This window comes from Ruegeria sp. CDSB136 (assembly GCF_059610965.1).
On record NZ_JBXWOP010000004.1, the window covers coordinates 101,729 to 126,231 of the forward strand.

A 24,503-nucleotide genomic window follows, 5' to 3' on the forward strand; every position below is an offset into this window, starting at 1 on the left:
GCCTACCTCCACGTCTTTCTGCGTTTCCAACGGCGGTTTTCGCGCGCACCGTCCTCTTGCACGCCCAGATAGAAATCTCGGATATCGTCGGATTTCATCAGATCGCCGGAAGGCCCGTCCATGACGATGCGGCCGACTTCCATCACATATCCATAATGTGCCAGTTCCAGCGCTGCGTTTGCGTTCTGTTCAACCAGCATCATTGTCATGTTCTGTTCTTCGTTCAGACGTTTCAGGATGCCAAAAATCTCCTGCACCAAAATGGGTGATAGCCCCAGCGACGGCTCATCCAACAGCATGATCTTCGGGTTCGCCATCAGCCCGCGCCCGATTGCCAGCATTTGCTGTTGCCCCCCCGAAAGCGTCCCGGCCTCCTGATGCCGCCTTTCTTTCAGGATCGGGAAATAGGAAAAAGCCAGTTCCCGGTCCTGTTCGATACGTGTCCTGTCGGTCGAGGTATAGGCCCCAAGGCTCAGGTTCTCGTCCACTGTCAGCAACGGAAAAACTTCGCGCCCTTCAGGGACGTGCACAATTCCTTTCCGAACAACGATGTGCGGCTCGGCCCCCTGAATGTCGCAACCTTCAAAGCTGATCTGCCCCTTTTCCGGGTCCATTACACCCGAGATCGTTTTCATCAGGGTCGTTTTGCCAGCACCATTCGCGCCCAGGATGGAAACGATCTGACCCTCGTGTACCTCCAAAGATACACCGCGTATAGCCATGATAGGGCCGTAGAAGCTTTCTACATTGCGGATGGTCAGGATCGGTTCGCTCATGAAGCCTTCCCCAGGTACGCTTCGATAACGGCCGGATGCGACTGAACTTCTGCCGGTGTTCCCAAGGCCAGCCGGGCACCATCCGCCATGGCCAGAACCCGATCTGACACGCCGGACACCAACCCCATATCATGTTCCACCATCAGCACAGTGATTCCCATTTGCCGCCTGACATCGTCGATCCACCATCGCATGTCAGTTGTCTCTTCAACGGAAAGACCCGAGGCCGGTTCGTCCAGCATCAAAAGGCCGGGTTCGGTGGCCAATGCCCGCGCTACCTCGACGACTTTGCGGACACCGTAGGGCAGGCCCGATATCATCTTGTCGCGAAAGGCCTGCAAGTCGAGGAATTCAATGATCTCTTCAACCTTCTCACGGTTTTCAATCTCCTGTCTTTTTGCGGACGGTGTGAACAGGACCTGAGAAAGCAAATTAGCTTTACGATGCCGATGCCGCCCGACCAGCAGGTTTTGCAGGACCGTGGCATGCTCGAACAGCTCGATATTCTGGAATGTGCGCGCAACACCAAAATCGGCAACGCCAGAGGGTTTAACCCTCAGCAGATCATGTCCGTCGAATGTGATGGACCCGGAAACTGGATCATAAAACCGGGATATCAGGTTGAAAACGGTAGATTTTCCCGCACCATTCGGACCAACGATTGCGAAAACCTCACCCTTTTCAACTGAAAACGACAAGTCATTTACGGCCGTCAGTCCGCCAAATTTCAGGGTGACGTGTTCGAAGTTCAGAAAACTCATCTCAGACGCTCCGTTCTGAGATAGGATTTCTGCCTTTTGAACATATCTTTTCGGTAGAAGGGAAACAGCTCCAACCATGTGCGTATTTTCAGCCAACGGCCGTAAATGCCCATCGGCTCAAATAGAATGAACCCGATCAGGATCATCCCGAAAATACCAAACTCCAGTCCCGGAATGGCAACCGTGTTCCCGCCGATCAAGGTCCCGACGTATTCCTTTGAAATGGAGAGAAATTGCGGCAGGAATCCAATGACAATCGCGCCCAGAAAGGCACCGTGGATTGACCCAAGCCCGCCGATCACAATCATCATCAGCAACTGAATCGAAATCAGGACGCTGAAAGTCTCGTTATTAAATGCGCCGGCAAACATGCCCATCAGCGCGCCAGCCCAGCCCGTGACCATGCAGGACAAGGCGAACGAGATCATTTTGGTTCGGGCAATATCCACGCCCATGGCCTGTGCGGATACCTCGGAATCCCGCACGGCGATAAAACTGCGCCCCAAAGGCGAGCGCAGAAGGTTGATATAGCCCAATGTGACAACAACCGAAATTGACAGAACCAGCCAGTAGAACCAGGACGGCGTCGCCCAGCGATCCACCAGATGTCCGAAAATCTCGACCCCGCCCAAATACTTACCCGAGACACCTCCGGTAATGGGTTCGGCCAGCACTATTATGTCGTCCATGAGAATAGACAAGGCCATCGTGAAGATCGCCAGGTAAATCCCATGCAACCGCAGGGCAGGGATGGTAACAGTTACTCCGGCGATGCCGGTCAGAACCCCGGCCAGTGGAAACGCGACCACAAAGGGAATTCCAGCCTCGATCAGAATGACATTGGCGTAACATCCAACGGCCAGAAAGGCAGCGTGACCCAGGCTGACCTGACCGGTGTGGCCGGTCAGCAGCATCAATCCCAGTCCTGCGACCGCCCAGATCAGAACGTTTGTCAGTTCACCAAGAAAGAAGTCGTCCAGCCACCAGGGTGCGGCAGCGGCGATGGCAAGCAAGGCCAGGTACAATCCTAAATGGTACCCGTCTTTCCACGGTCTGATGTCCTGCATGTAACTTGTTTTGAAAACAACCCGCATGATCAGACCTTCTTGATACGTACTTGGCTGAACAATCCGTTGGGTCGGAAAACCAGCACGGCCAGAAGCAAGGCATAAGGGGCGATCTGGCTGTAACCCGCCGCGATGTAACGGCTTGCAAACGGTTCGATGACCCCAACAATCAACCCACCCGCCAAAGCGCCGGGTAAGCTTCCGAAGCCGCCGATAACCGCAGCCGCGAATGCCTTGATACCAAGCAATCCTGTTGTCGGGTCGACCGACCCCTTGGCGGCGAACAGAACACCCGCAATAGCTGCGACAACACCTGCCAGTGCCCATACAAAGCCCTGAACGCGCCGCACCGGGATGCCCATGTAATAAGCCGCCAGTTGGTTCTGCGAAGCCCCCTGCATCGCCAGCCCGAGCTTTGTTCTGTTGAAAAACGCGTAAAGACCCCATGTCAGAACAAAAGTGACGCCAATGACGGCCACGTCTTCCATCCCCAGAACCAGTCCGCCGAACCGGACGTCCTTGCCCGCCAGAGGGTTTTGCAGAGTTTGCGGCTCGTGCCCCCAGATCAAACCGGCGGCGAACCGGATGACAAAGCCCAGAGCAATTGTCAGGATTACAACGGCAGTCTGACTTTCACCAAACAGGCGTCGGATAATCAGGCGCTCGAGCAGATAGCCCAAAGCGCCCATCACCGCGAAGGAAATTGGCAGAGCAAGCCAGAAAGGCAGTCCCATATATTCGGTATTCGTCAGGCCGATGGTCACGAACGCCCCAAGCATCATGAAATCGCCCTGTGCGAAATTCACGGCCTCCGTTGCTTTGTAGATCAGCACAAAGCCAAGCGCGATCAGACCGTAGACACATCCGTTTGCCAACCCGCTGACCAGCAACTGCGCGTTGTCCAAAATCACCTCCCACGTCCGGTATGTCCGGCATCATTGGTGCCCGGTCGTTCGAAGGACGCCGCGGCTTGAGATTACTATGGCGCGATAATCACCGTTTCGTCACTCTTTTTTCGCGGCCCCAGTAGGTTGACGGCAAAACTTCCCGAGATAAGCCTTTCTGAAATTTCATTTTTCCAGCGCTCATCCTTCGCAGAGGGCCTTGGGCAAATGCGAACAAGTGCATTGTTGGATAATGCAAGACGGGGCCGGTCCGGAAACCGGCCCCATCAGAATTATTGCTGCGTGAACAGCTGCTGCAGTTCCTGAATTTTCAAAGCAATCGTTTCCGGCGAAGCCTTGATTTCATCCAGAATCTTGATCGCCTGTGTCTTGACGTCTTGTGTCAGAGTGCTTTCCTGAACCGCTGCAACCATCTTGTCATAGTCAAAGTTCTGCAGGGTCAATGCGCCTTCTTCGATCCAGGACGAAAGCAACTCTTGGCCTTCGCTGCTCAGCGATGCGACTTGCTCGCCGGCCTGATCGGCCAGGTCTGTTGCGGTCTGTCCGGCCTGCTCGGCAAGCTCTGCCGCCTGATCCGAAATGGATGAGGCGGCTTCACTGGCCTGCTCCGTTGCGTTCTGCAGCGCTTCGTTGGCGGCATCCTGCACGGCGGATGCAGCTTCGCTGGCCGCGTCGGCTGCATCCTCGGCGGCCGATTGCAATTGTTCTGCCGGAGTCGGCTCGGGTTGGTTCAGGATGTAATAGGCGCCTGCGCCAATGGCGGCGATGGCGATTCCGATAATTAGAGTGCGCGACATGAGTGTCTCCTTCAAATCTACTCGGTCGAGATGGGTCAAATCTACCCTTGGGCAAAGGGGGAAATCTCTGGATTTCTTTGCAAATTCGGATCTTGGGCCACAGCACGCTGATCCGACCGTGCAACAGCGGCAAGAATGTGCCGCCACGTTGGTCCTGGGTGTTGGCTTTCTTGAAAAAGACCGATCCGGTGATTGACGTCGGGCTGTTTAGAAAGAAACACTCTCATGTTTTTCAGGCAATGATTTTGTCTTCTTTCAACCGCGTACAGGCGAATGTTAACGCGAAAAAAGCCACAACACGCCGATGCACCAACCTCCGAAGCCGGCTCAAACAATACTTGTGGGGAGTATGGCGGAGAGACAGGGATTCGAACCCTGGGTGGGCTTGCACCCACAACGGTTTTCGAGACCGCCCCGTTCGACCACTCCGGCACCTCTCCGCGGGGGTCTGTGAGGGGGGGATTTAGTGAGGAACGCGCAGGGGTGCAAGCGGAAAATTCCCGAATTTCGAATTGGACTGATTTTCCATTGCCTGTCATTCTAAATCACCTAGGCTCTTACTCATGATGAAGCTTGTTCGAAACGTCCTTCTGTCCGTGCTGATGCCGTTGATTGCGGTGGCAGCTATGGCGCAATCGCCTTCTGCTGCCAGCAGGGACCGGATTGAGGCCTTCCTGACAACGACCGGGTTTGATGTTGCGCTGGAAAGTATAGCTCTGACGTCGGCGTCAGCCCCCAAAATGCTTGGTATCGATCCTGAGGGGTTCGGATCGGACTGGACGCGCCTGGCGGAAGAAGTTTTTGACCTCAAGGATATGCACGAAATCGCCGTATCAATCCTTGAACAGACGTTGAGCGACGACTCGTTGAACCACGCCGTAGAGTTTTATGCGTCGGACCTCGGCCAACGGCTTGTCGAGGCTGAAAATGCCTCTCATCTGTACGAAGACGAGGACGACAAACAAAAACATGGGCAGGAGATCATTTCAGAGCTTGTCAAAGACGGCTCGCACAGGGTCGAAACCCTGAAGCGCATGAATCGTGCCGTCGATTCAAGTGGAACCGCCCTTCGTGCGCTGCAGGAAGTGCAACTGCGCTTTCTTTTGGCGGCCAGCGCGTCTGGAGTTATCGACCTGCAGTTCAGCGCCGATGAATTGCGGGAAATGCTGCGCCGTAACGAAAGTGGGATGCGTCAGGCGATGCAATTGTCGGCTCTGGCAGGCGCCGCATATACTTATCAGGACTTCTCGGACGAGGATGTCGAAGCCTACACAAAAGCTCTGGAGCATCCGCAAATGCAGGAAGTTTATGAGCTGCTGAATGCAATCCAATACGAAATCATGGCCATGAAATTCGAAATTCTGGCGGCCCGGATGGCAGAATTGCATCCAGCTCAGGATATCTGATGCGTCTTGTTATTGGATTACTTATTGGACTGTTTGCATGCGGAACGGTCGCTGCATCCGAAAAGGTGGATCAACTTGCCGAGGCATTGCAGCTGAGCCAAATCATGGAGATCCTTCGGAAGGAAGGTCAGGCGCACCGGCAGGAACTGGATGAAACCCATCTGGACCAAAAGGGCGGCTCATTCCTGGAAGCGCAAGTCGAGGATATTTACGACACCGTCTGGATGCAGTCCCAGATAACCTCGGCCCTGACCGAGAATCTGACCAGCGTTCAGATGGATCAGGCTATTCTGTTTTTCGAAAGCGCTGTCGGCAAAACTGTGGTGTCACTGGAAAACTCGGCGCGGGCTGCAATCTCGGACGAAACGATCGAGGAGATGGCCCGGCACGCGTATGAAAATGAGCCCCGCGACGACAAGTTCTTCAAGCTGGTGGATGAGTACATTCAGGTCAATGACCTGATCAATCAGAACGTTCAGAACTCTCTCAGCGCTGATTTCTTTTTCTTTCGTGGTCTTGATCTGGAAGAAAGCCAGGATGACGCCGAACTCTGGGCCCAGCTATTGGCGCAGACAACGGAAAGAACTGAGGACGCTACCGTTTGGCTGTATTCCTTCCTTCTTCTGGCCTATCAACCCCTGACCGAGGCGCAAATGCGAGAGAACATCGCCTTTTCCCGTACAGACACAGGCCGAGCCCTGAACAAGGCGCTGTTTACGGGCTTTGACCAAATGTTTGACGAGATTTCGTATCAACTGGGCAGGGCGGTTGCGCACTCGATGAGGGCATCTGATCTTTAGCACCGCATTGGTGTTGACTTTCTCGGGCAATCTATGGATAAGCGCGCATCCCGGCCGGAATCTCCGCGCCGGGTCTCGTTATTATTTGACCTCAGGGTTTTGCCCTAGGTCGTCACACAGCCCGAAAAGGGCGCGCTGTTCGAGGTGGCTTCGGCCAAAACGCCCACAAGGGGACCACAGAACGCGGTATGGAAAAGGAAAGACGCATGTTTGCGGTCCTCAAGACTGGCGGCAAGCAGTACAAAGTTCAGGCGGGCGACGTGCTCCGCGTTGAAAAACTGGCTGCCGACGCAGGTGAAAAAGTTCAATTCAACGATGTTCTGATGCTGGGCGGCGACGCTCCGGTTGTCGGCGCACCGTTCATCGAAGGCGCAGGCGTTCAGGCCGAAGTGATCGAACAGGTCAAAGGTGACAAGGTCATCAAGTTCGTCAAACGCCGCCGTAAGCACAGCTCGAAGCGTACTGTTGGCCACCGTCAGAAACTGACTCTGGTCAAAATCACCGACATCCTGGCGTCGGGCGCTGACAAGTCGGGCATCAAAGCTGCAACCGGTTCCGTTCCGGCTGGTGAAGCTGCTCCGGCGGCAAAAAAGCCTGCCAAGAAAGCTGAAGCCAAAGCAGAGGCACCCGTTGCGGCTGCTGCCGCTGACGATCTGACCCAGCTGAACGGTGTTGGTCCTGCCGCTGCCAAAAAGCTGGCCGAGGCCGGTATCGAGAGCTTTGCCGCTCTGGCCGCCTTGTCGGACGAGCAGATTGCTGCTATCGAAACGGTCAAAGTGAAACCCGAATGGGTTGAGCAGGCCAAAGAGCTGGCCAAAGGCTAAGGAGAGAGAGAATGGCACATAAAAAAGCTGGCGGTTCCTCCCGTAACGGTCGCGACTCAGCAGGTCGTCGCCTTGGCGTGAAACTCTATGGTGGTCAGGCCGCCATTGCAGGCAACATCATCGTGCGTCAGCGCGGCACCAAGTTCTGGCCGGGCGAAGGCGTAGGCATGGGCAAAGATCACACCATCTTTGCAACTGTCGATGGCGCCGTGAAGTTCCACAAGGGCCTCAAGAACCGCACCTTTATTTCGGTCCTGCCAGTGGCGGAGGCCGCAGAGTAAGCCGAAACCCAGAAGGTTTAATAAAAAATTCATGGGGGACCGGCAGAAAATGCCGGTCCCTTTTTCGTTTTAACGCAGTCGTGATCACAAGAACCGATGACAGTCGCCACCACCAGTTTCTTGATCTTTGCCGCCAGTCAGGTCGGTACGCCGGGACCGGCCAACATGGTCCTGCTCGGAACCGGTGCGCGTTATGGCTTTCGGGCGGCGTTGCCGTTTGTGGCCGGCGTCATCTTGGGCAAACAACTGATCATTTGGCCCGTGGGTTTTGGACTGCTGCAATTGGCTGAACAGGCGCCCCTGGTGTTTTCAGTCCTGAAATACGCTTCAGCGGCCTATATTTGCTGGCTTGCGTGGAAAATTGCGAACTTGCGTCTGTCGCGCGGTACCACGCGTGAAGCCGCTCCGGGGTTCTGGGCGGGGCTGATTGTTCACCCGCTGAATCCCAAGGCCTGGGCGATGATCGTCGCCGGGTTTACTGGTTTTGTTGCTGCCGGAACGTCGAGTTTTGACGCGACGCTCACGATCGCTCTCTGCTTATTGTCCTGCCAGGTGATTTTGCACCCGATTTGGACATTTGCCGGAGATAGAATTGCCCATGCGGTTGAAGGTCGCCCGGTGGAAAAATATCTGATGTGGACGTTGGCGAGTTTGACAGTTGCGTCCGTATTTTTTGTGTTGTTCGGAGGAGGAACGAACTCATGAAGCTTGAGACAATAATCAATCAGCCGGTCATTGAAACCGAGCGGTTCGATCTGCGCCCGCTGCGCAGGTCGGATATGGGTCTCATCGAGTATTATGCAGGCGAAAAACGCGTGGCGCGCATGACGACGTCGATCCCGCACCCATTGCCGCCCGGCTCGGTCGAGGCATTTGTGACCCGCTCAATGGCCGACGACCGCGACGAGGATGTCTGGGCCATGGACGCCACCAAGGATGGCGGGCCTGAGCTGATCGGTGTGATCTCACTGATGCGGCTGGATCGCAATCAGTCCGAGGTCGGATATTGGGTCGCGCCCCTGTATTGGAACACTGGAATTGCCTCTCAGGCCGTCGAGGCCCTGGTCAATGCCAACCCGCTCGAGAACGCCACCATGTTCGCCAGCGTGTTTCAGGACAATCCGGCTTCGGCCCGAGTGCTGACACATTGCGGGTTCCAGTATCTGGGTGATGCGGAAAGCTATTCGGTAGCGCGCGACGCGAATGTGCCCACCTGGACATACAGCAAAAAACTCTGACTTGTGGCCGATGGGGCCTTTGCAGTAGGGGACAGTCATGAAATTTCTCGATCTTGCAAAGGTCTACATCCGGTCCGGGGCCGGCGGTGGCGGGTGCGTCAGCTTTCGGCGCGAAAAGTACATTGAATACGGCGGTCCCGATGGCGGAGACGGCGGTAAAGGCGGGTCTGTCTGGGCCGAGGTCGTGGACGGGCTCAACACCCTGATCGATTTTCGCTATCAGCAGCATTTCTTTGCCAAGAACGGCCAGCCCGGACGCGGGCAGCAGCGCACCGGCAAAGATGGCGACGACATCGTTTTGCGCGTGCCCGTCGGTACCGAGATTCTGGACGAAGATGAAGAAACGGTCATCTGCGACCTGACCGAGGTTGGCCAGCGCGTACTGTTGGCCAAGGGCGGCAATGGTGGCTTTGGCAACCTGCACTTCAAGTCGGCGACAAACCAGGCGCCACGACGGGCGAACCCGGGGCAGGCGGGTATCGACCGCACAATCTGGTTGCGGCTGAAACTGATCGCCGATGTGGGGTTGCTTGGGATGCCCAACGCCGGCAAGTCGACCTTTCTGGCGGCAACGTCGAACGCGCGCCCAAAGATCGCCGACTACCCCTTCACGACACTGCACCCGAACCTGGGGGTTGTGGGCGTCGACAATGTGGAATTCGTCGTTGCCGATATTCCTGGCCTGATCGAAGGTGCCCATGAAGGGCGCGGGATTGGCGACCGCTTTCTGGGCCATGTCGAACGGTGCGCGGTTCTGCTGCATCTGGTTGACGGAACCTCGGAAACTGTGGCCGAGGACTATCGCACCATCATTCACGAACTCGAGGCGTATGGTGGCAAACTGGCGGAAAAGCCGCGCATCACCGTGCTGAACAAGGTCGACGCGCTGGATGTCGACGAAACAGAAATGGTCAAGGCCGAACTGGAAGAGGCGGTTGGCGGCCCCGTCATGACCATGTCGGGCGTCGCGCATCTGGGTGTGACCGAGGTGCTCCGCGCCCTTAGAACGCAGATCGACGAAGACCGCCTGCGCCAAAAGCCCAACGAGGAGGCACAAGCTTGGCAACCCTGACCACTGCAAAACGTTTGGTTGTCAAAATCGGGTCCGCGTTGCTGGTGGACCGCGAGACGGGCCTGCTTCGATCCGAGTGGCTACTCTCTCTGGCCGAGGATGTGGTCTGGCTCAAGAATCAGGGGACGGATGTCATTCTGGTGTCCTCGGGCTCAATCGCTCTGGGGCGTGGCGTGTTGGGCCTGCCTATGGCCAACCTGCCATTAGAGCAGTCGCAGGCCGCTGCTGCTGTCGGTCAGATTCGGCTGGCCCGTGCGTATGAAGAAGTACTTGCGCCTCATGACATCAAAACCGCTCAGGTTCTGGTGACGCTGGAAGACAGCGCAAACCGGCGCCGTTACCTGAACTCGCGGGCGACGCTTGAGACGCTGTTGAGCCTGGGCGTGGTCCCGATCGTCAATGAAAACGATACCGTTGCAACGGACGAAATTCGCTATGGTGACAACGACCGTCTGGCCGCACAGATTGCTGTGACGGTTGGGGCCGACCAGCTGATCCTGTTGTCTGATGTTGACGGGTTCTACACCGGAAATCCCAACGACGACCCGAAGGCGACCCGCTATGACGTGATCGAACAGATCACGCCCGAGATTGAGGCCATGGCAGGCGATGCGGGTTCCGGGCTGTCAAAGGGCGGTATGAAGACTAAACTTTTGGCTGGCAAGATGGCAATCGCCGCCGGCTGCGATATGGCGATTACCGAAGGTTCCCCGCTGAACCCGCTGAAAACGCTTGAGAACGGCGCAAATTGTACATGGTTCACGGCGACATTGGATCCGCACGCCGCGCGCAAACGCTGGATTTCGGCGATGAAGCCGCGCGGAGAAATCAAAGTGGACGAGGGGGCAGCGCGTGCGCTGGCCAACGGCAAAAGCCTGCTGCCAGCAGGTGTTATCGAAGTAACCGGTGATTTCGGGCGTGGCGATCCCGTAGCGATTCTGGATCCCGTGGCGCGTCGTCTGGCGCAGGGCCTAAGCCGTTACACTGCGCAGGAAGCCGATGCGATAAAGGGGCGCAAATCTTCGGAAATCGAGGCGACACTCGGTTACCCGGGCAGGGCCGCCCTGATCCATCGCGACGATCTGGCACTATGATGACGTTCCCCGAAACGCAGAACACTCGGACCCGAAAGGCACATAACATGAAGGATTTCGACACCATTCCCGCCCTGATGACCGATCTCGGGAAACGTGCCAAGGAAGCGTCGAACGCGCTTGGGTTTGCCAGCGCCGAACGTAAACACGCTGCGCTGATTGCAGCCGCCGATGCGGTTTGGGAAAACCGCGCGCAAATCATTGAGGCCAACCGGAAAGACCTGGAGTTTGGTCGCGAAAAGGGCCTGAGCGCCGCCATGATGGACCGCCTGATGCTGGATGAGGACCGTGTCCGCGGCATGGTCGACGGTTTGCGCGCCGTCGCTGAACAGCCAGATCCCGTGGGCGAAGTTCTGTCTGAATGGGATATGGCGTCGGGTCTGAATATTCAGCGTGTGCGCACACCGCTTGGCGTGATCGGTGTGATCTATGAAAGCCGGCCAAACGTAACCGCCGATGCCGGTGCACTTTGCCTGAAATCCGGCAATGCCGTGATTCTTCGGGGCGGTTCCGAGAGCTTTCACTCGTCGACAGCGATCCACGCCTGCCTTGTTGAGGGTCTTAAAGCCGCCAACCTGCCCGAGGACGCGATACAGTTGATCCCGACCCGGGATCGGGCTGCGGTTCAGGAACTGTTGACCATGACCGATTACGTGGATGTCATCGTCCCCCGCGGCGGCAAGGGTCTTGTAGGGCTGGTGCAACGCGAAGCACGTGTGCCTGTTTTTGCGCATCTCGAAGGCATCGTTCACATCTACGTGGACAAGGCTGCCGATCCCCAAAAAACGCTGGATGTGGTCCTGAACGCCAAGACGCGACGCACCGGCATTTGTGGCGCTGCAGAATGTCTTCTTGTTCACGAGGACGTTGCGAAGACACTGGGACGCGACGTTGTATCCGCCTTGATGGCGGCCGGTGTCGAAGTCCATGCCGAGGGCGATCTGGCCATCGAAGGCACAATCGCCGCGACCGATGAGGATTGGGGCAAGGAGTTCCTCGACAGCATTATCGCGGCAAAACCGGTTGCCGACATCGACGCGGCCATCGCGCATATCCGGGCCAATGGCTCAAACCATACCGATTGCATCATGACCGAGGACGCCGACGCAGCCGCGCGTTTTTTCGAGCGGTTGGACAGTGCTATTCTGATGCACAATGCCTCAACTCAGTTTGCCGACGGCGGGGAATTCGGAATGGGCGCTGAGATCGGGATTGCCACCGGCAAGATGCATGCACGCGGCCCGGTGGGGGCAGCGCAATTGACCAGCTTCAAGTATCTTGTGCGCGGGAACGGGACGACCCGAACCTAAAAGCGCAAAGCAACCCGGGTTGCGGAAGTTTCAACCGCAATCCGCCGTCCCATGGCCGCCGAAGTCTCATGCAGCAGGGCAAACTGCACCTGAGCTGGTGTTATCTTGCCGGGAAACCGACCGGTCGCGACGTGCTTCCACAGATCGCAATCGATATTCAGTTTGTCCGCGTTCCCGGCCACGGTCCATTTCCCGTCATGCAGGGAAATCTCGACCTCGCCTCCCATAGGCATTGCACTTTCGCAGCACATCAATGCCAGAAAGGTGAGTTTCACCTGATTGCGGGGTGCGGGTTCGCCCAGAGTCCAATTGATCCGAACGCGGCCTGCGCGTTCGATATCCCGTAACAGATCTGCAATTTCGGTTCGTCCAAGCGGCTGGTCGCCCGCAGCGCCGAACGCCACGCGGAAAAAGCGAATTCTGGCACCGGCGCTGCCGACGCTGCCGGAAATCAACTCCATCTCAGGACCTTGCACGCTGCCAACCATCTCAAGCAGTTCCAGCCCGTTGGTGATCGCACCTATAGGGCTGATCAGATCGTGACAGATCCGGGAACCGATCAACTCGGCCAGGTTGACGTCCGTGCCGCCCATGCGTACCTCCTGCTGTATCTGCCGCCGGACCGGAGCCACCGCATGACAGACCTCAATGCTATTCTTGCACCGGGCATGTATGTCCGCCACCCGGATTTCCCCGATTGGGGCGTCGGACAGGTTCAGTCCAACATCGCAGGCAAGATCACCGTGAACTTTCGCGAGCAGGGGAAAGTGGTGATTGACGGGACACGTATTGCCCTGGTGCCGGTCTTTAATCTCTGAAACTGGTTTAGGAAAAGTTAACGGAACCTGCCAGAGCAGCGCATGTTGCTAAGCCGCAATAAACTGCTGTATCAGGCGGACCAGTACCAAAAAGGATCAAACATCGCACATGCCCGACGCAGGCCCATCTTTCACAGTCAAACTTGCCGAAAACGAGGCGGAGCTTCGGGCGGCGCAGCGGCTACGCTATGACGTGTTCGTGCGCGAGTTGGGCGGCGGTGGGCGGATGGTTGACCATGATGCCGGTTTGGAGCAGGACAGCTTCGATCCGCATTTCGATCACATGCTGGCTTATGACGATACGACGGGCGAGGTGATTGGTGTCTATCGGTTGTTGCCCGGTGATCGGGCCGCTGAACTGGGGCAGTTCTACTCGGAAGATGAATATGATCTGACTGTCCTGAAAGAAAGCGGGCGCAAGCTGCTGGAACTTGGGCGATCGTGCCTGCACCCCGATTATCGGGGCGGCACGGCGATGTATTACATCTGGAATGGACTTGCGAAATACGTTGAAGACCGCAACATCGAAGTTCTGTTTGGTGTCGCCAGTTTTCACGGCACGGATGTTCAGGCACTTGCTCAACCCCTGTCGATGCTGCATCACAACCATCTGGCACCACCTGATCTGCGGGTACGTACCCAGCCAGGTGTCTTTCAGGACATGAACCTTGTCGCCCCCGAGGATCTGGATCGGCGTGCTGCCATGGTGCAGGTGCCATCACTCATCAAAGCGTACCTGAGGCTGGGCGGATTTGTGGGCGAGGGGGCCTTTATTGATCATGCCTTCAACACCACCGATGTCTGCCTGATCCTGGACACAGCCCGCATGAACCAGCGTCAAAAGCGCATCTACAGCGGGGCGTAATCCTGTGAACGACCCGCTTTGGAATAGCGAGAATGCGCCGGATCCCATCCGATTGGGTCTGGGCGGTTGGCTTCTGGTGATCCTGCGCGGGCTGCCTTTGGCGGTTTTGGTGTTTGGTGGTCTGATCATCCTTTTGGCCCTTCGCCTGATCGAACGGCCACTTTACGACGTTCGAAGGCCGGTTACACCTTTCATCACACAGTTCGTCTGCAGGAATGCATTTCGAATACTCGGAATGGGGTATAGAACCTCAGGCGAATTGATGCGGGAACAAGGCGCGGTTGTGGCAAATCACACATCTTGGCTGGACATTTTCGCACTCAATGCGCGCAAGCGCGTCTACTTTGTTTCTAAGGCCGAAGTTGCCAAATGGCCCTGCATTGGGTGGCTGGCCCGCGCAACCGGCACCGTGTTCATTGAACGTGACCGAAAGAAAGCCCGCGAGCAGACCAAGGTGTTCGAAACCCGACTGAAAGCCGGGCACAAGCTGTTGTTTTTCCCCGAAGGCACCTCGACTGATGGTTTGCGTGTTTTGCCATTTAAAACAACACTTTTCGAGGCGTTCTTTACCAGAGAATTGCGAGAGTTCATGTATGTCCAGCCGGTCACGGTGGTTTTCCATGAACCCGATGGGCGGCCTGCGCGGTTTTATGGCTGGTGGGGCGACATGGATTTCGGACCGCACCTTCTCAAGACACTCGGCGCACACAAGCAAGGCTCGGTTGAGTTGATCTATCACGCCCCCGCAAAAGTCAGCGACTTTGAGAACCGCAAGGCTTTGGCTGCACATTGCGAGGAGGCGGTTCGGCACGCACATAGCCTGGCGCGGCTCGAAAAATAAGGGCGAAAGACCCTTGCGCTGCCACTCAACCTGCCGTATACGCGCGCCATTCAAACCCGCAGGCGGGGTTTGGCCTTTTTGAGGGAGACATCCTCATCAAGACCGCCGGTTGGAGCATCCGCTTCTTTCACCCCCGCCGAGGCGTAAACCGGAAAAGGAAAGTAAAGCATGGCTCTTCCCGAGTTCACCATGCGTCAGCTGCTGGAAGCTGGCGTTCACTTTGGTCACCAGACACAGCGTTGGAATCCCCGCATGGGCCCGTTCATCTACGGCTCGCGCAATGGCATCCACATCATGGACCTGACCCAGACCGTTCCGATGCTGGATCAGGCTCTGCAGGCTGTTCGTGACACCGTCGCAAAAGGTGGCCGCGTTCTGTTCGTTGGCACCAAGCGTCAGGCTGCTCAGCCGATCGCTGAAGCCGCTGAAAAGTCGGCGCAGTACTACATGAACCACCGCTGGCTTGGCGGCACCCTGACCAACTGGAAAACCGTTTCCCAGTCGATCAACCGTCTGAACCAGATCGACGAAGCAATGGAATCGGGCGCCGAAGGCCTGACCAAGAAAGAGCGTCTGGGCATGGAGCGTGACCAGTCCAAGCTGCAGGCTTCGCTGGGCGGTATCCGCGAGATGGGCGGCGTTCCTGATCTGCTGTTCGTCATCGACGTCAAGAAAGAAGCACTGGCCATCGCCGAAGCCAACAAGCTGGGTATCCCGGTTGTGGCAGTTGTCGACACCAACTGCTCGCCCGACGGCGTTGACTACATCATCCCCGGCAACGACGACGCTGCACGCGCAATCGCTCTGTACTGCGATCTGGCCGCACGCGCCGCACTGGACGGCATGACCGCTCAGATGGGTGCTGCGGGCGTTGACCTGGGTGCGTTCGAAGAAGCTCCGGTTGAAGAAGCCGTTGCTGAAGAGGCCGAAGCAGAAGCACCTGCTGAAGCGTAAGCTTCCCGTCACCAAAATGACATATGGGGCAGGGTAGACCTGCCCCAATTCCGTTTGAATTGAGGAGAGCCAAAAGATGGCAATCACAGCAGCAATGGTTAAAGAACTGCGCGACTCGACCGGCGCAGGCATGATGGACGCAAAAAAAGCGCTGACCGAAACCGGCGGCAACATGGACGAAGCCGTTGACTGGCTGCGCACCAAGGGCCTGGCCAAAGCGGCTAAGAAATCTGGCCGTACCGCGGCAGAAGGTCTGGTTGCAGTTCACGTGGACGGTGGCACTGGTGTCGCTGTCGAAGTGAACTCGGAAACCGACTTCGTTGCGAAGAATGGCGAGTTCCAGGAAATGGTCGGCAAAATCGCCTACGCCGCCGAAGGCGTGGACAATGTCGAGGCGCTGCTGGCTGCTGATCTGGGCGGCAAGACCGTTGCCGACACGCTAACCGACAAGATCGCCACCATCGGAGAAAACATGTCGGTTCGCCGCATGGCCAAACTGTCGGGCGACACCGTTGTGTCTTACGTGCACAACGCTGCCACCAATGGCATGGGCAAAATCGGCGTTCTGGTTGCTCTGACCGGTGGTGACGAAGCAATCGGCAAACAGGTTGCAATGCACATCGCAGCTGTAAACCCGGCGGCCCTGTCCGAAGATGATATGGACCCGGCTGTTGTCGAGAAGGAAAAGCAGGTTCAGATGGACATCGCCCGCGAATCCGGCAAGCCCGAGCAGGTGATCGAAAAGATGATCGTAGGCCGCATGAAGAAATTCGTCGCGGAATCGACTCTGCTGAACCAGCAGTTCGTTGTGAACCCTGACCTGACTGTTGAAGCCGCTGCCAAAGAAGCTGGCGCGACCATCACCGGCTTCGTCCGTCTGGAAGTGGGTGAAGGCATCGTTGTCGAAAAAGAAGACTTCGCAGCCGAAGTGGCCAAGGCTGCTCAGGGCTGAGAATGCGGGGTATCAACAGATACCCCCACTAAGAAATAGGAACCGGTTACGTGAAAGCGTGACCGGTTTTTTTGTATTCCGGATGCACGTACGCAGAACGCTGCCGACTACCGCAAAATTGGAGAAAAGGTTGATTGAGGGGCCCCGCATGATGGGGATGGTCGAGGCCCCCCAAAATTTCCGACTCAACTACGTGGACTAATAGACGCATTTGAGTCAGAGCGACCGGAGAGCCCTGGTATTGCAAAGATCCGATCAATTGTTCCCTGGCTAAAGCCACCACTCACGGAACACTCTCACTTTGCAACTTATGGTAAGGATTCGGAAAGTCATGATTTCCTTACCTAAGGTAAATTGACGCAGTTTAGCGTCAAAATTGACGCGTTATGCCTCCATAACGAACATCTGGTTCTGCAGCGAAGCTTTCAGGACAGCCTGCGCTGTTGTTTCAACTGCAAGTGACTCGCGCGCGAGCCTGAGGTGCTTTTCTACCGTCGCTGAAGTCAGCCCCATGAGCAGAGCAATATCCTGCGTTGTCTTGCCATCGCCGACCCATTGCAGCGCCTCACGCTGGCGCTTTGTCAGGGCCCGGTTGGGGGCGTGATAGGGCAGTGTCAGGATCTTCAGATGGGCGACATTGTTCATCAGCAGAATGTCTTCGCCATGCTCTTCCCATATCGCGTCAACATCATCCTGGCTCAGATCACTTCCGGCCGCCAGTGAGATTGCGCCCTTGGTGCGCATCGACACCGAATTGAAGCTGACAGTATATCCGGCAACAACGCCCATGGACTTGTTGAAATCCAGAACCTGCTTCTCCTGAGGAGACAACGAACCGTTGCTCTGCGAAGATTGTGCCAGATTCCAACTTTGCGCACCCTCATTGTTCAGCGCCCATTTCAACATTGGCGCATGGAAATACAGTCCACCCTGCAAAAACCCATCCAAATACGCCCGGCCATGGTTTGTGAGGATGACAAAGTCTTCGGGATCTCCCAGCGACGTTTCTGTCCGGAACAACGTGTAACCGTACAAAAGACGCTCGAACCCGAACTCAGCCATTTGACGGCAATGCGCATCCCATAGCTCTTCCAGAGTTTTCGTATAGCTCAGGAAATGAAGATATTCTTTCAGGTTCACGCCGCGCCACCTCCGTCATTGAGATGCGAAGCCAACGCATCCAAAGCCAGCACATAGCTTTGCGCCCCAAATCCGCAAATCTGCCCAAGCGCGGCTCGGGCGATGTAGGACTTGTGGCGGAAGGATTCTCGCGCATGAATGTTTGACAGGTGGACCTCAATCGTCGGCAGCTCGACCGACGAAATCGCGTCCAGCAATGCAATTGAAGTGTGCGTATAGGCGCCGGCGTTCAGTACCAGCCCATCATAAACCCCACGCGCCGTGTGGATGGCGTCAACAAGCGCGCCTTCGTGGTTGGACTGAAGATGTGATACTGACAGCCCAATCGACTTTCCATGCGCTAAGCACAGATCTTCGACGTCTTTCAAAGTGACGCTGCCATAAATCTCAGGTTGCCGCGTACCCAGCAAATTGAGGTTTGGCCCATTTAATACCAGAATTTTGCGCATTATTTTGCTGTCCCCATAACAGTTTGATAAACGTGAAATGGGGAAGATGTCTACATGCCATTGTTGTATTAAAATATGTAATAACTCCGTTACGATACATACAAAACGGCGGCCGACACCTGCACTGGCTGGTTGGAGCAGCGAAATCCGCAATACAACACAGGTTTGGAAACACATGGCACGTCAGTCGACACTTGACCCTGACAGGACGCAACACATCCGCCACTGGATGCAACGCTATGTAGATCAGCGCAAATACGCAGGTTCTTCGTTGTTGCTGATCCAGGGCGGTAGAGAGGCGTTTTTCCATACCTGCGGGCATCGGGATCTTGCGCGCGAACTGCCTTTTGAACGTGACACAGTGGTTCGAATTTATTCGATGACCAAGCCGATCACGTCCGTCGCCATCATGATGTTGGTTGAACGCGGTTTGTTTCCTCTGAACGCGCTGGTATCTGACTTTTTGCCCGAGTTCGCGGATATGCAGGCGCTTGTGTCTGACGCAACAAGGATTGATCAGACAGAACCTGCCACGACCCCGACGGTGCACCAGCTACTGACACACACAAGTGGCCTAAGCTATTCATTCAATCCCGGAATACTGCCGGAAGCCATGGAAGCGCAGGAACTATTTTTCAAGCCGGATCAGGGCGTTCTGGCGGACAACGTAACAAAACTCGCAACCCTTCCACTGGCGTTCCAACCAGGGACCAGGTGGGAATACTCCGTCGCGACGGACGTTCTTGGCCGGATCATTGAAATCGTATCCGGACAGTCCCTGACCGGGTTCCTTCTGCAGAATGTTTTTGAGCCACTGGGCATGACAAAGACCGGTTTTTCAGTCCCACATGGAGCATCCAGCAGATTTGCGTCGCTTTACACGCCCTTGGCTGGCGATGCCATGGCGCTCAATTCCGCCGATGTCGGGGAAAACAGCCTGCGGCTTGTAGACGAAGCCGGGAAATCTCCGTTTGAACGCGCGACGATGTATTCCGGAGGCGGCGGTCTGGTAAGCACGATCGATGACTATGCCCGTTTCGCGGAAATGCTGCGAAATCGGGGGCAGGGGAACGGCCACCGCCTGTTGGGCCCCAGGACCGTTGAGTTTATGATGCATAACCATTTGCCGGATGAAATCGCATCGATGGGCCCGCGCAGTTTTGCGGAACAACCAATGGAGGGAATGGGGTTTGGACTTGCGGGCGCTGTTGTTATCCAGCCAGGTCGCACCCGGGTGGCCGGGTCCCAAGGGGATTTCAGTTGGGGCGGAATGGCTTCTACGTTTTTCTGGATCGATTACCAGAACGATCTGACTTCGGTGTTCTTCACGCAGTTGTCTCCGTCCAGTTCGTACCCGTCCCGGGCCGAGCTAAAATCACTGGTTTTGGGTACAATCATTGAATGACCGGTCGGCGACTGTTACTTCGCCTGAAGAAATACACCAGTGAGACACAATATGACCGAAGCCGAGCGTATCCTTCTTGATCTTCTCAACGTTGAAAGGCTTGAACAAGACCTGTTTCGGGGCACCGGATCCGGAGGGGAAACCCCGACAAGAGTTTTCGGCGGTCAGGTCATAGCCCAAGCCCTGGCCGCGGCTTACAGGACAGTGGACGACCGGCTATGCCATTCGCTTCATGCGTATTTCATTCGACCCGGAAATCCTGATATTCCGATAATATATCAAGTGGATAGAGCGCGAGATGGAGGTTCTTTTACGACTCGCCGGGTTGTTGCGATCCAGAACGGCAAACAAATCCTGAACTTGTCGGCGTCTTTTCATATTCAGGATGATGGATGGGACCACCAACATCCCATGCCAGAGTCGAATTCACCGAACTCGTATCCCGCGCGATCAGAGTTGTATCACAAGTTGCTGGATCAAGTTCCGAAACGGCTGCATGGCGAACTGCTTCGGGAACGTCCGATCGAAGTTCGCGAAGTCAATCACCACAGCCCGATCCATCCGGTGAAATCCGATGACCGCAACCAAATCTGGTTTCGCATGTCAGCAGCGGCTGACACTGATCCAATCACACAACATCTGTTGTTGGCCTACGCGTCAGACATGTACCTGATGACGTCAGGGATGCGGCCGCACGGCCTGAGCTGGTATACTGGCGAAGTCAACAGCGCCAGCCTGGATCATGCGTTGTGGTTCCATGCACCGGTTCACTTCGAGAACTGGCATCTGTATTCGATGGATTCACCTTGGACAGGCCGTGGTCGCAGTTTTAACCGCGGTTCGATCTTTTCTCAGAATGGCGAACTTGTGGCGTCTGTCGCACAGGAAGGCCTGATGCGGAAGGCCGTCAAACAGGGTTAGAGATCTCTTCTAACCGATTGTTATGATGTTAGACTACTTTTGATTAGCAACGTGTCACCAAGAACGTGTCACCAGGAACGCGAAGGAGGCTTTTTACCATAATACCGATTATGCGTACTAACGTATCTTGTGAAATTGACGGTCAAGCTGACGGCAACTCACAAACCTCTGAATAAAATCTTACCAACGACAACCACCCGGCTGCCAAAATAGCAGCCGAGTGGCAGAATGTTCACCGTCGAAATCCGGCGCTTAGAAAAACGCCTGCAAGCCGGTTTGCGCCCGCCCCAGGATCAATGCATGGACATCGTGAGTGCCTTCATAGGTATTCACGGTCTCCAGATTGACCATGTGGCGGATAACGTGAAACTCCAGAGAGATCCCGTTGCCACCGTGCATGTCGCGTGCCAGACGCGCGATATCCAGAGCTTTGCCACAATTGTTGCGCTTCACGATCGAAATCATTTCCGGCGCAGCTTCGGCCTGATCCATCAGGCGTCCGACCCGCAGGCTGGCCTGCAGCCCCAGCGCGATTTCGGTTTGCATGTCGGCCAGTTTGCGCTGGAACAATTGCGTTTGCGCCAAGGGACGATTGAATTGCTTGCGGTCCAGTCCATACTGGCGTGCGCCATGCCAGCAGCATTCCGCTGCCCCCATGACCCCCCAGCTGATGCCGTATCTTGCGCGGTTCAGACAGCCGAATGGACCTTTCAGACCCTGAACATGGGGCAGCAATGCGTCTTCACCAACCTCTACGCCATCCAGAACGATTTCACCGGTGATTGATGCGCGCAGACTCAGCTTGTTCTGAATCTTAGGGGCGCTTAGACCCTTGAGGCCTTTTTCAAGCACAAAACCGCGAATTTTGCCGTCATGCGCATCGGATTTGGCCCAGACAACAAACACATCCGCGATCGGTGCATTGGAAATCCACATCTTGCTGCCGTTCAACCGATAGCCACCATCGATCTTTTCAGCGCGGGTCTTCATACCCGCCGGATCCGAACCCGCGTCTGCTTCGGTCAGACCGAAACAACCAATCCACTCTCCGCTGGCCAGCTTGGGCAGGTATTTTTGCCGCTGTTCTTCACTGCCATAGGCATAGATCGGATACATCACCAGTGAGCTTTGCACCGACATCATCGATCGATAGCCGGAATCCACACGCTCGACTTCACGCGCCACCAGCCCGTACGAGACATAGCCGGCACCGATCCCGCCATATTCTTCGGGAATCGTGGTGCCCAGCAAACCCATTTCGCCCATCTCGCGAAAGATCTCGGGGTCTGTCTTTTCCTCCTCGAACGCCTGCGTAATCCGGGGTTGCAGCTTTTCCTGAGCATAAGCACGGGCGCTGTCCGCAATCATGCGTTCGTCTTCGTTCAGCTGATCAGACAGGCGAAAAGGATCATCCCAGGCAAATTTACCAAGATCCGGGGTATCCTTGGCGCGCAAGGTGGGTTTGGGGGTCGGGGCGTTCATGATCATTCTCCGCTCAGTCGGCTTCGCGGCAAAATAACCCGGAGCGCTGGCAAAAGACAGCAAGAGTTTAGCAATCACCCATGAGTGAATCGCATAGTTTCTGACCGGGCCGCCCTGCCCCTTGTTCAGCCCAAGGCGTAGCCAGCACCACGTACCGTGCGCACCGGATCGTCGCCCCCATGCTGTGTCAAAGCCTTGCGCAGGCGTCCGATATGCACGTCAACTGTTCTGGTATCGACATAAATGTCCCGCCCCCAGACCCGGTCCAGCAATTGCTCGCGGCTCCAGACCCGGCCTGGCTTTTCCATGAAAGTGCTGAGCAGGCGAAACTCGGTCGGGCCAAGTTTCAGCGGTTTGCTGTCGCGGCTGACTTTGTGTGTCTCGGAGTCCAGAACGATATCGTCATACTCCAGCCGCAGACCAACTGTCGCCGGACGCACACGCCGCAGTTGGGATCGCACCCGTGCCATGAGTTCGACGACTGAATAGGGTTTGACCACATAGTCATCCGCGCCGGTTTCCAACCCGCGCACCTTGTCCACCTCTTCCGTACGGGCCGAAAGCATGATGATCGGAATGGAGCGCGTATCCGACCGGGTTTTCAGACGCCGACAGACTTCGATCCCGCTGAGGTTTGGCATCATCCAGTCTAGCACGATGATGTCCGGGCTATCCTCATCGACCAGCAGCAGGGCTTCGTCACCGTTGGCGGCTTTTGAGACGCGAAACCCTTCTGCTTCAAGATTGTAGGCCAGCACTTCGCGCTGCGCCGGTTCATCCTCGACAACCAGAACTGTGGGCTGATCAGCGGACATGATCGCGATCTCCTAGACGGTTTGCGAGGTGATATCAGCCTTGGGCCGCGCCTCGGAGGGTCGTTCACCGGTCACGAGATAAACAACCTGCTCAGCGATTGCAGTGACATGGTCGCCCATACGCTCGATGTTCTTGGCGATGAAATGCAAATGCATGCACGACGAAATATTGCGCGGATCCTCGGCCATGAACGTCAGGAATTCGCGGAACAGACCGTTATACATCTGGTCCACCTCTTCGTCCCGTTCGATCACGTCAGCCGCCAGTTCGGCATCGCGCTGGATATAGGCATCCAGCGCGTCCCGCAGCATACGCTCGACCTCGCGCGCCATACGGCGCAGAGCCGCAGCGCTTCCGTTGATCTCGCCTGCGTTGACCAAAACCGTGGTACGCTTGGCAATGTTCTTGGAATAATCGCCAATGCGTTCCAGGTTGGCCGAAACCTTCAGGACCGACAACACCAGCCTCAGATCGCCGGCCGTCGGGGACCGCAGCGCAATCAGACGCGCGGTTTCTTCGTTGATCAGTTCTTCAAGCGCGTCAATGGCCTTGTCGCCCTGCCGGACTTGCTGCGCCAGTTCCTCGTCGCGCGTCTCAAGCGAGCGGGCCGAGCTCATGATTGCGGCCTCGACCAGACCGCCCATCTTCATGATGTGGGCCTGGATCGTTTCAAGGTCGCGGTCGAATGCGGATGCAATATGTTGTTCGGTCATATCTGGTTACCTGTACTCAGCCGATCCGGCCTGTAATGTAGCTTTCCGTGCGGGGATCCACCGGGTTGGTGAAGATCTGGCCGGTTTCGCCAAACTCGACCAGGTTCCCCAAATGGAAGAAAGCGGTCTTCTGGCTTACACGAGCGGCCTGCTGCATCGAGTGGGTCACGATCACCACAGAATATTGCGCGCGCAGCTCATCGATCAGTTCCTCGACTTGCGCCGTTGCAATCGGGTCCAGCGCCGAACAGGGTTCGTCCATCAGCAGAACCTCGGGCTCGGTCGCGACGGCGCGGGCGATGCACAGGCGTTGCTGCTGACCACCGGAAAGACCTGTGCCTGGGGCATCCAGCCGGTCCTTGACCTCATCCCAGATCGCACCCCGGCGCAAGGATTTCTCAACGATCTCATCCAGTTCTGCCTTGTTCTTGGCAAGGCCGTGGATGCGAGGACCGTAAGCGACATTGTCGTAGATCGACTTGGGGAACGGGTTGGGCTTCTGGAACACCATCCCCACTTTGGCGCGCAGCTGCACCGGGTCGACACGCTTGTCATAGATGTCTTCGCCGTCCAGCAGGATGTCTCCTTCGACCCGGCAGATGTCAATGGTGTCGTTCATCCGGTTCAGGCAGCGCAGGAAGGTGGATTTGCCGCACCCCGACGGGCCGATGAAGGCCGTCACCTTCTTGTCTTCGATCTCCACGTTCACGTCCTTGATGGCGTGGGCATCGCCGTAATAGACCTGAACGTTTTTCGCGGCGATCTTGATTTCTTCGGAGTCCACGGTTCTCTCCACTCGTGTCATGTCGTTCATTA

General features: G+C 56.3%; 28 protein-coding genes and 1 tRNA gene. 16 read left to right on the forward strand and 13 right to left on the reverse strand.

The features are described 5' to 3' along the window. Positions 1 to 2: 2 nt before the first annotated feature. From AC2FIR_RS06015 to AC2FIR_RS06040, 6 genes are all read right to left on the reverse strand, one after another. Positions 3 to 776, reverse strand: coding sequence for an ABC transporter ATP-binding protein (locus tag AC2FIR_RS06015; protein WP_480910531.1), 774 nt, complete (start codon positions 774 to 776; stop codon positions 3 to 5). Next, positions 773 to 1,537, reverse strand: a complete 765-nt coding sequence (locus AC2FIR_RS06020) for an ABC transporter ATP-binding protein (RefSeq protein WP_496744111.1) — start codon at positions 1,535 to 1,537, stop codon at positions 773 to 775. Before AC2FIR_RS06020 ends, AC2FIR_RS06015 begins: the two co-directional genes overlap by 4 nt. Then, positions 1,534 to 2,631 (reverse strand): branched-chain amino acid ABC transporter permease, encoded by a 1,098-nt coding sequence (locus tag AC2FIR_RS06025; protein WP_496744109.1) that lies wholly within the window; start codon positions 2,629 to 2,631, stop codon positions 1,534 to 1,536. The genes AC2FIR_RS06020 and AC2FIR_RS06025 overlap by 4 nt, the downstream gene beginning before the upstream one ends. 2 nt (positions 2,632 to 2,633) lie before the next feature. Continuing rightward, positions 2,634 to 3,509 (reverse strand): branched-chain amino acid ABC transporter permease, encoded by an 876-nt coding sequence (locus AC2FIR_RS06030; RefSeq protein ID WP_496744107.1) that lies wholly within the window; start codon positions 3,507 to 3,509, stop codon positions 2,634 to 2,636. A gap of 272 nt (positions 3,510 to 3,781) precedes the next feature. Continuing rightward, the gene (locus AC2FIR_RS06035) at positions 3,782 to 4,306 is read right to left on the reverse strand and encodes a hypothetical protein (protein WP_496744105.1); all 525 of its coding nucleotides are present in this window, start codon (positions 4,304 to 4,306) and stop codon (positions 3,782 to 3,784) included. A gap of 350 nt (positions 4,307 to 4,656) precedes the next feature. Continuing rightward, positions 4,657 to 4,746 (reverse strand) — tRNA-Ser (locus AC2FIR_RS06040). A 123-nt stretch (positions 4,747 to 4,869) separates the two neighbouring features. On the opposite strand from AC2FIR_RS06040, the gene AC2FIR_RS06045 reads away from it, so the two are divergent. From AC2FIR_RS06045 to AC2FIR_RS06085, 9 genes are all read left to right on the forward strand, one after another. Continuing rightward, complete coding sequence (locus tag AC2FIR_RS06045) at positions 4,870 to 5,712, forward strand: DUF2059 domain-containing protein (RefSeq protein WP_496744103.1); 843 nt, start codon at positions 4,870 to 4,872, stop codon at positions 5,710 to 5,712. Next, entirely contained in the window at positions 5,712 to 6,512 is an 801-nt protein-coding gene (locus tag AC2FIR_RS06050) for a DUF2059 domain-containing protein (protein WP_496744101.1), read from the forward strand. The genes AC2FIR_RS06045 and AC2FIR_RS06050 overlap by 1 nt, the downstream gene beginning before the upstream one ends. Positions 6,513 to 6,718: 206 nt before the next feature. Then, positions 6,719 to 7,336 carry a 50S ribosomal protein L21 gene (locus tag AC2FIR_RS06055; protein WP_321252996.1) on the forward strand — a complete coding sequence of 206 codons (618 nt, stop codon included), beginning with the start codon at positions 6,719 to 6,721 and terminating at the stop codon, positions 7,334 to 7,336. Between the two features lie 11 nt (positions 7,337 to 7,347). Next, on the forward strand, positions 7,348 to 7,617 hold the full coding sequence (gene rpmA, locus AC2FIR_RS06060) for a 50S ribosomal protein L27 (protein WP_010440093.1): 270 nt from the start codon (positions 7,348 to 7,350) through the stop codon (positions 7,615 to 7,617). A gap of 96 nt (positions 7,618 to 7,713) precedes the next feature. Continuing rightward, positions 7,714 to 8,322 carry a LysE family translocator gene (locus tag AC2FIR_RS06065; RefSeq protein ID WP_170615048.1) on the forward strand — a complete coding sequence of 203 codons (609 nt, stop codon included), beginning with the start codon at positions 7,714 to 7,716 and terminating at the stop codon, positions 8,320 to 8,322. Further along, positions 8,319 to 8,855, forward strand: coding sequence for a GNAT family N-acetyltransferase (locus AC2FIR_RS06070; RefSeq protein WP_170615047.1), 537 nt, complete (start codon positions 8,319 to 8,321; stop codon positions 8,853 to 8,855). Before AC2FIR_RS06065 ends, AC2FIR_RS06070 begins: the two co-directional genes overlap by 4 nt. Before the next feature lie 37 nt (positions 8,856 to 8,892). Continuing rightward, positions 8,893 to 9,927 (forward strand): GTPase ObgE, encoded by a 1,035-nt coding sequence (gene obgE, locus AC2FIR_RS06075; protein ID WP_480910547.1) that lies wholly within the window; start codon positions 8,893 to 8,895, stop codon positions 9,925 to 9,927. Then, positions 9,915 to 11,021 carry a glutamate 5-kinase gene (gene proB, locus AC2FIR_RS06080; RefSeq protein ID WP_496744098.1) on the forward strand — a complete coding sequence of 369 codons (1,107 nt, stop codon included), beginning with the start codon at positions 9,915 to 9,917 and terminating at the stop codon, positions 11,019 to 11,021. The genes obgE and proB overlap by 13 nt, the downstream gene beginning before the upstream one ends. Positions 11,022 to 11,068: 47 nt before the next feature. Next, the gene (locus tag AC2FIR_RS06085; protein WP_496744212.1) at positions 11,069 to 12,331 is read left to right on the forward strand and encodes a glutamate-5-semialdehyde dehydrogenase; all 1,263 of its coding nucleotides are present in this window, start codon (positions 11,069 to 11,071) and stop codon (positions 12,329 to 12,331) included. On the opposite strand, the gene AC2FIR_RS06090 is transcribed toward AC2FIR_RS06085, so the two are convergent. Continuing rightward, a complete protein-coding gene (locus AC2FIR_RS06090) occupies positions 12,328 to 12,924 on the reverse strand; it encodes a histidine phosphotransferase family protein (RefSeq protein ID WP_496744096.1) in 597 nt (198 codons plus the stop codon). The two genes, AC2FIR_RS06085 and AC2FIR_RS06090, sit on opposite strands and share 4 nt — an antisense overlap. Positions 12,925 to 12,966: 42 nt before the next feature. Between AC2FIR_RS06090 and AC2FIR_RS06095 the strand changes: the two genes are divergently transcribed. The 5 genes from AC2FIR_RS06095 to tsf all read left to right on the forward strand — a co-directional run bounded on the left by AC2FIR_RS06095 (position 12,967) and on the right by tsf (position 16,761). Beyond that, positions 12,967 to 13,149 (forward strand): DUF3553 domain-containing protein, encoded by a 183-nt coding sequence (locus AC2FIR_RS06095; protein WP_496762037.1) that lies wholly within the window; start codon positions 12,967 to 12,969, stop codon positions 13,147 to 13,149. Between the two features lie 109 nt (positions 13,150 to 13,258). Further along, complete coding sequence (gene olsB / locus AC2FIR_RS06100) at positions 13,259 to 14,014, forward strand: L-ornithine N(alpha)-acyltransferase (protein WP_170615041.1); 756 nt, start codon at positions 13,259 to 13,261, stop codon at positions 14,012 to 14,014. A 4-nt stretch (positions 14,015 to 14,018) separates the two neighbouring features. Beyond that, the gene (gene olsA, locus AC2FIR_RS06105; RefSeq protein WP_496762039.1) at positions 14,019 to 14,855 is read left to right on the forward strand and encodes a lyso-ornithine lipid O-acyltransferase; all 837 of its coding nucleotides are present in this window, start codon (positions 14,019 to 14,021) and stop codon (positions 14,853 to 14,855) included. Between the two features lie 168 nt (positions 14,856 to 15,023). Then, complete coding sequence (rpsB, locus tag AC2FIR_RS06110) at positions 15,024 to 15,809, forward strand: 30S ribosomal protein S2 (RefSeq protein WP_170615039.1); 786 nt, start codon at positions 15,024 to 15,026, stop codon at positions 15,807 to 15,809. A gap of 76 nt (positions 15,810 to 15,885) precedes the next feature. Further along, positions 15,886 to 16,761, forward strand: a complete 876-nt coding sequence (gene tsf, locus AC2FIR_RS06115) for a translation elongation factor Ts (protein WP_170615038.1) — start codon at positions 15,886 to 15,888, stop codon at positions 16,759 to 16,761. A 384-nt stretch (positions 16,762 to 17,145) separates the two neighbouring features. On the opposite strand, the gene AC2FIR_RS06120 is transcribed toward tsf, so the two are convergent. After that, positions 17,146 to 17,901 (reverse strand): autoinducer binding domain-containing protein, encoded by a 756-nt coding sequence (locus AC2FIR_RS06120; protein ID WP_170806349.1) that lies wholly within the window; start codon positions 17,899 to 17,901, stop codon positions 17,146 to 17,148. After that, entirely contained in the window at positions 17,898 to 18,350 is a 453-nt protein-coding gene (gene aroQ / locus AC2FIR_RS06125; protein ID WP_496744090.1) for a type II 3-dehydroquinate dehydratase, read from the reverse strand. The genes AC2FIR_RS06120 and aroQ overlap by 4 nt, the downstream gene beginning before the upstream one ends. A 175-nt stretch (positions 18,351 to 18,525) precedes the next feature. On the opposite strand from aroQ, the gene AC2FIR_RS06130 reads away from it, so the two are divergent. Both AC2FIR_RS06130 and AC2FIR_RS06135 read left to right on the forward strand, forming a co-directional pair. After that, positions 18,526 to 19,755, forward strand: coding sequence for a serine hydrolase domain-containing protein (locus AC2FIR_RS06130; RefSeq protein ID WP_496744088.1), 1,230 nt, complete (start codon positions 18,526 to 18,528; stop codon positions 19,753 to 19,755). Between the two features lie 51 nt (positions 19,756 to 19,806). Further along, positions 19,807 to 20,676 (forward strand): acyl-CoA thioesterase, encoded by an 870-nt coding sequence (locus AC2FIR_RS06135; RefSeq protein ID WP_170615034.1) that lies wholly within the window; start codon positions 19,807 to 19,809, stop codon positions 20,674 to 20,676. Positions 20,677 to 20,928: 252 nt separating this feature from the next. Here AC2FIR_RS06135 and AC2FIR_RS06140 read toward each other — a convergent pair whose 3' ends face one another. The 4 genes from AC2FIR_RS06140 to pstB all read right to left on the reverse strand — a co-directional run bounded on the left by AC2FIR_RS06140 (position 20,929) and on the right by pstB (position 24,501). After that, positions 20,929 to 22,158, reverse strand: coding sequence for an acyl-CoA dehydrogenase (locus AC2FIR_RS06140; RefSeq protein WP_480811563.1), 1,230 nt, complete (start codon positions 22,156 to 22,158; stop codon positions 20,929 to 20,931). Between the two features lie 125 nt (positions 22,159 to 22,283). After that, a complete protein-coding gene (gene phoB / locus AC2FIR_RS06145) occupies positions 22,284 to 22,973 on the reverse strand; it encodes a phosphate regulon transcriptional regulator PhoB (protein ID WP_496744085.1) in 690 nt (229 codons plus the stop codon). 12 nt (positions 22,974 to 22,985) lie between these two features. Continuing rightward, positions 22,986 to 23,687 carry a phosphate signaling complex protein PhoU gene (gene phoU / locus AC2FIR_RS06150; RefSeq protein ID WP_170615031.1) on the reverse strand — a complete coding sequence of 234 codons (702 nt, stop codon included), beginning with the start codon at positions 23,685 to 23,687 and terminating at the stop codon, positions 22,986 to 22,988. 16 nt (positions 23,688 to 23,703) lie between these two features. After that, positions 23,704 to 24,501 carry a phosphate ABC transporter ATP-binding protein PstB gene (gene pstB / locus AC2FIR_RS06155; protein WP_170677121.1) on the reverse strand — a complete coding sequence of 266 codons (798 nt, stop codon included), beginning with the start codon at positions 24,499 to 24,501 and terminating at the stop codon, positions 23,704 to 23,706. Between the last annotated feature and the right edge of the window lie 2 nt (positions 24,502 to 24,503).

Excerpts from the sequence above, each read along its gene's own strand:
- pstB (WP_170677121.1), bottom strand. The coding sequence starts at position 24,501 with ATGAACGACATGACACGAGTGGAGAGAACCGTGGACTCCGAAGAAATC.
- AC2FIR_RS06020 (WP_496744111.1), bottom strand. The coding sequence starts at position 1,537 with ATGAGTTTTCTGAACTTCGAACACGTCACCCTGAAATTTGGCGGACTG.
- AC2FIR_RS06015 (WP_480910531.1), bottom strand. The coding sequence starts at position 776 with ATGAGCGAACCGATCCTGACCATCCGCAATGTAGAAAGCTTCTACGGC.
- obgE (WP_480910547.1), top strand. The coding sequence starts at position 8,893 with ATGAAATTTCTCGATCTTGCAAAGGTCTACATCCGGTCCGGGGCCGGC.
- rpsB (WP_170615039.1), top strand. The coding sequence starts at position 15,024 with ATGGCTCTTCCCGAGTTCACCATGCGTCAGCTGCTGGAAGCTGGCGTT.
- AC2FIR_RS06090 (WP_496744096.1), bottom strand. The coding sequence starts at position 12,924 with ATGGGCGGCACGGACGTCAACCTGGCCGAGTTGATCGGTTCCCGGATC.
- phoB (WP_496744085.1), bottom strand. The coding sequence starts at position 22,973 with ATGTCCGCTGATCAGCCCACAGTTCTGGTTGTCGAGGATGAACCGGCG.
- AC2FIR_RS06085 (WP_496744212.1), top strand. The coding sequence starts at position 11,069 with ATGAAGGATTTCGACACCATTCCCGCCCTGATGACCGATCTCGGGAAA.
- AC2FIR_RS06140 (WP_480811563.1), bottom strand. The coding sequence starts at position 22,158 with ATGAACGCCCCGACCCCCAAACCCACCTTGCGCGCCAAGGATACCCCG.
- AC2FIR_RS06050 (WP_496744101.1), top strand. The coding sequence starts at position 5,712 with ATGCGTCTTGTTATTGGATTACTTATTGGACTGTTTGCATGCGGAACG.
- AC2FIR_RS06035 (WP_496744105.1), bottom strand. The coding sequence starts at position 4,306 with ATGTCGCGCACTCTAATTATCGGAATCGCCATCGCCGCCATTGGCGCA.
- AC2FIR_RS06095 (WP_496762037.1), top strand. The coding sequence starts at position 12,967 with ATGACAGACCTCAATGCTATTCTTGCACCGGGCATGTATGTCCGCCAC.
- AC2FIR_RS06135 (WP_170615034.1), top strand. The coding sequence starts at position 19,807 with ATGACCGAAGCCGAGCGTATCCTTCTTGATCTTCTCAACGTTGAAAGG.
- rpmA (WP_010440093.1), top strand. The coding sequence starts at position 7,348 with ATGGCACATAAAAAAGCTGGCGGTTCCTCCCGTAACGGTCGCGACTCA.
- AC2FIR_RS06025 (WP_496744109.1), bottom strand. The coding sequence starts at position 2,631 with ATGCGGGTTGTTTTCAAAACAAGTTACATGCAGGACATCAGACCGTGG.
- tsf (WP_170615038.1), top strand. The coding sequence starts at position 15,886 with ATGGCAATCACAGCAGCAATGGTTAAAGAACTGCGCGACTCGACCGGC.
- AC2FIR_RS06130 (WP_496744088.1), top strand. The coding sequence starts at position 18,526 with ATGGCACGTCAGTCGACACTTGACCCTGACAGGACGCAACACATCCGC.
- phoU (WP_170615031.1), bottom strand. The coding sequence starts at position 23,687 with ATGACCGAACAACATATTGCATCCGCATTCGACCGCGACCTTGAAACG.
- olsB (WP_170615041.1), top strand. The coding sequence starts at position 13,259 with ATGCCCGACGCAGGCCCATCTTTCACAGTCAAACTTGCCGAAAACGAG.
- AC2FIR_RS06055 (WP_321252996.1), top strand. The coding sequence starts at position 6,719 with ATGTTTGCGGTCCTCAAGACTGGCGGCAAGCAGTACAAAGTTCAGGCG.
- AC2FIR_RS06070 (WP_170615047.1), top strand. The coding sequence starts at position 8,319 with ATGAAGCTTGAGACAATAATCAATCAGCCGGTCATTGAAACCGAGCGG.
- AC2FIR_RS06045 (WP_496744103.1), top strand. The coding sequence starts at position 4,870 with ATGATGAAGCTTGTTCGAAACGTCCTTCTGTCCGTGCTGATGCCGTTG.
- aroQ (WP_496744090.1), bottom strand. The coding sequence starts at position 18,350 with ATGCGCAAAATTCTGGTATTAAATGGGCCAAACCTCAATTTGCTGGGT.
- AC2FIR_RS06065 (WP_170615048.1), top strand. The coding sequence starts at position 7,714 with ATGACAGTCGCCACCACCAGTTTCTTGATCTTTGCCGCCAGTCAGGTC.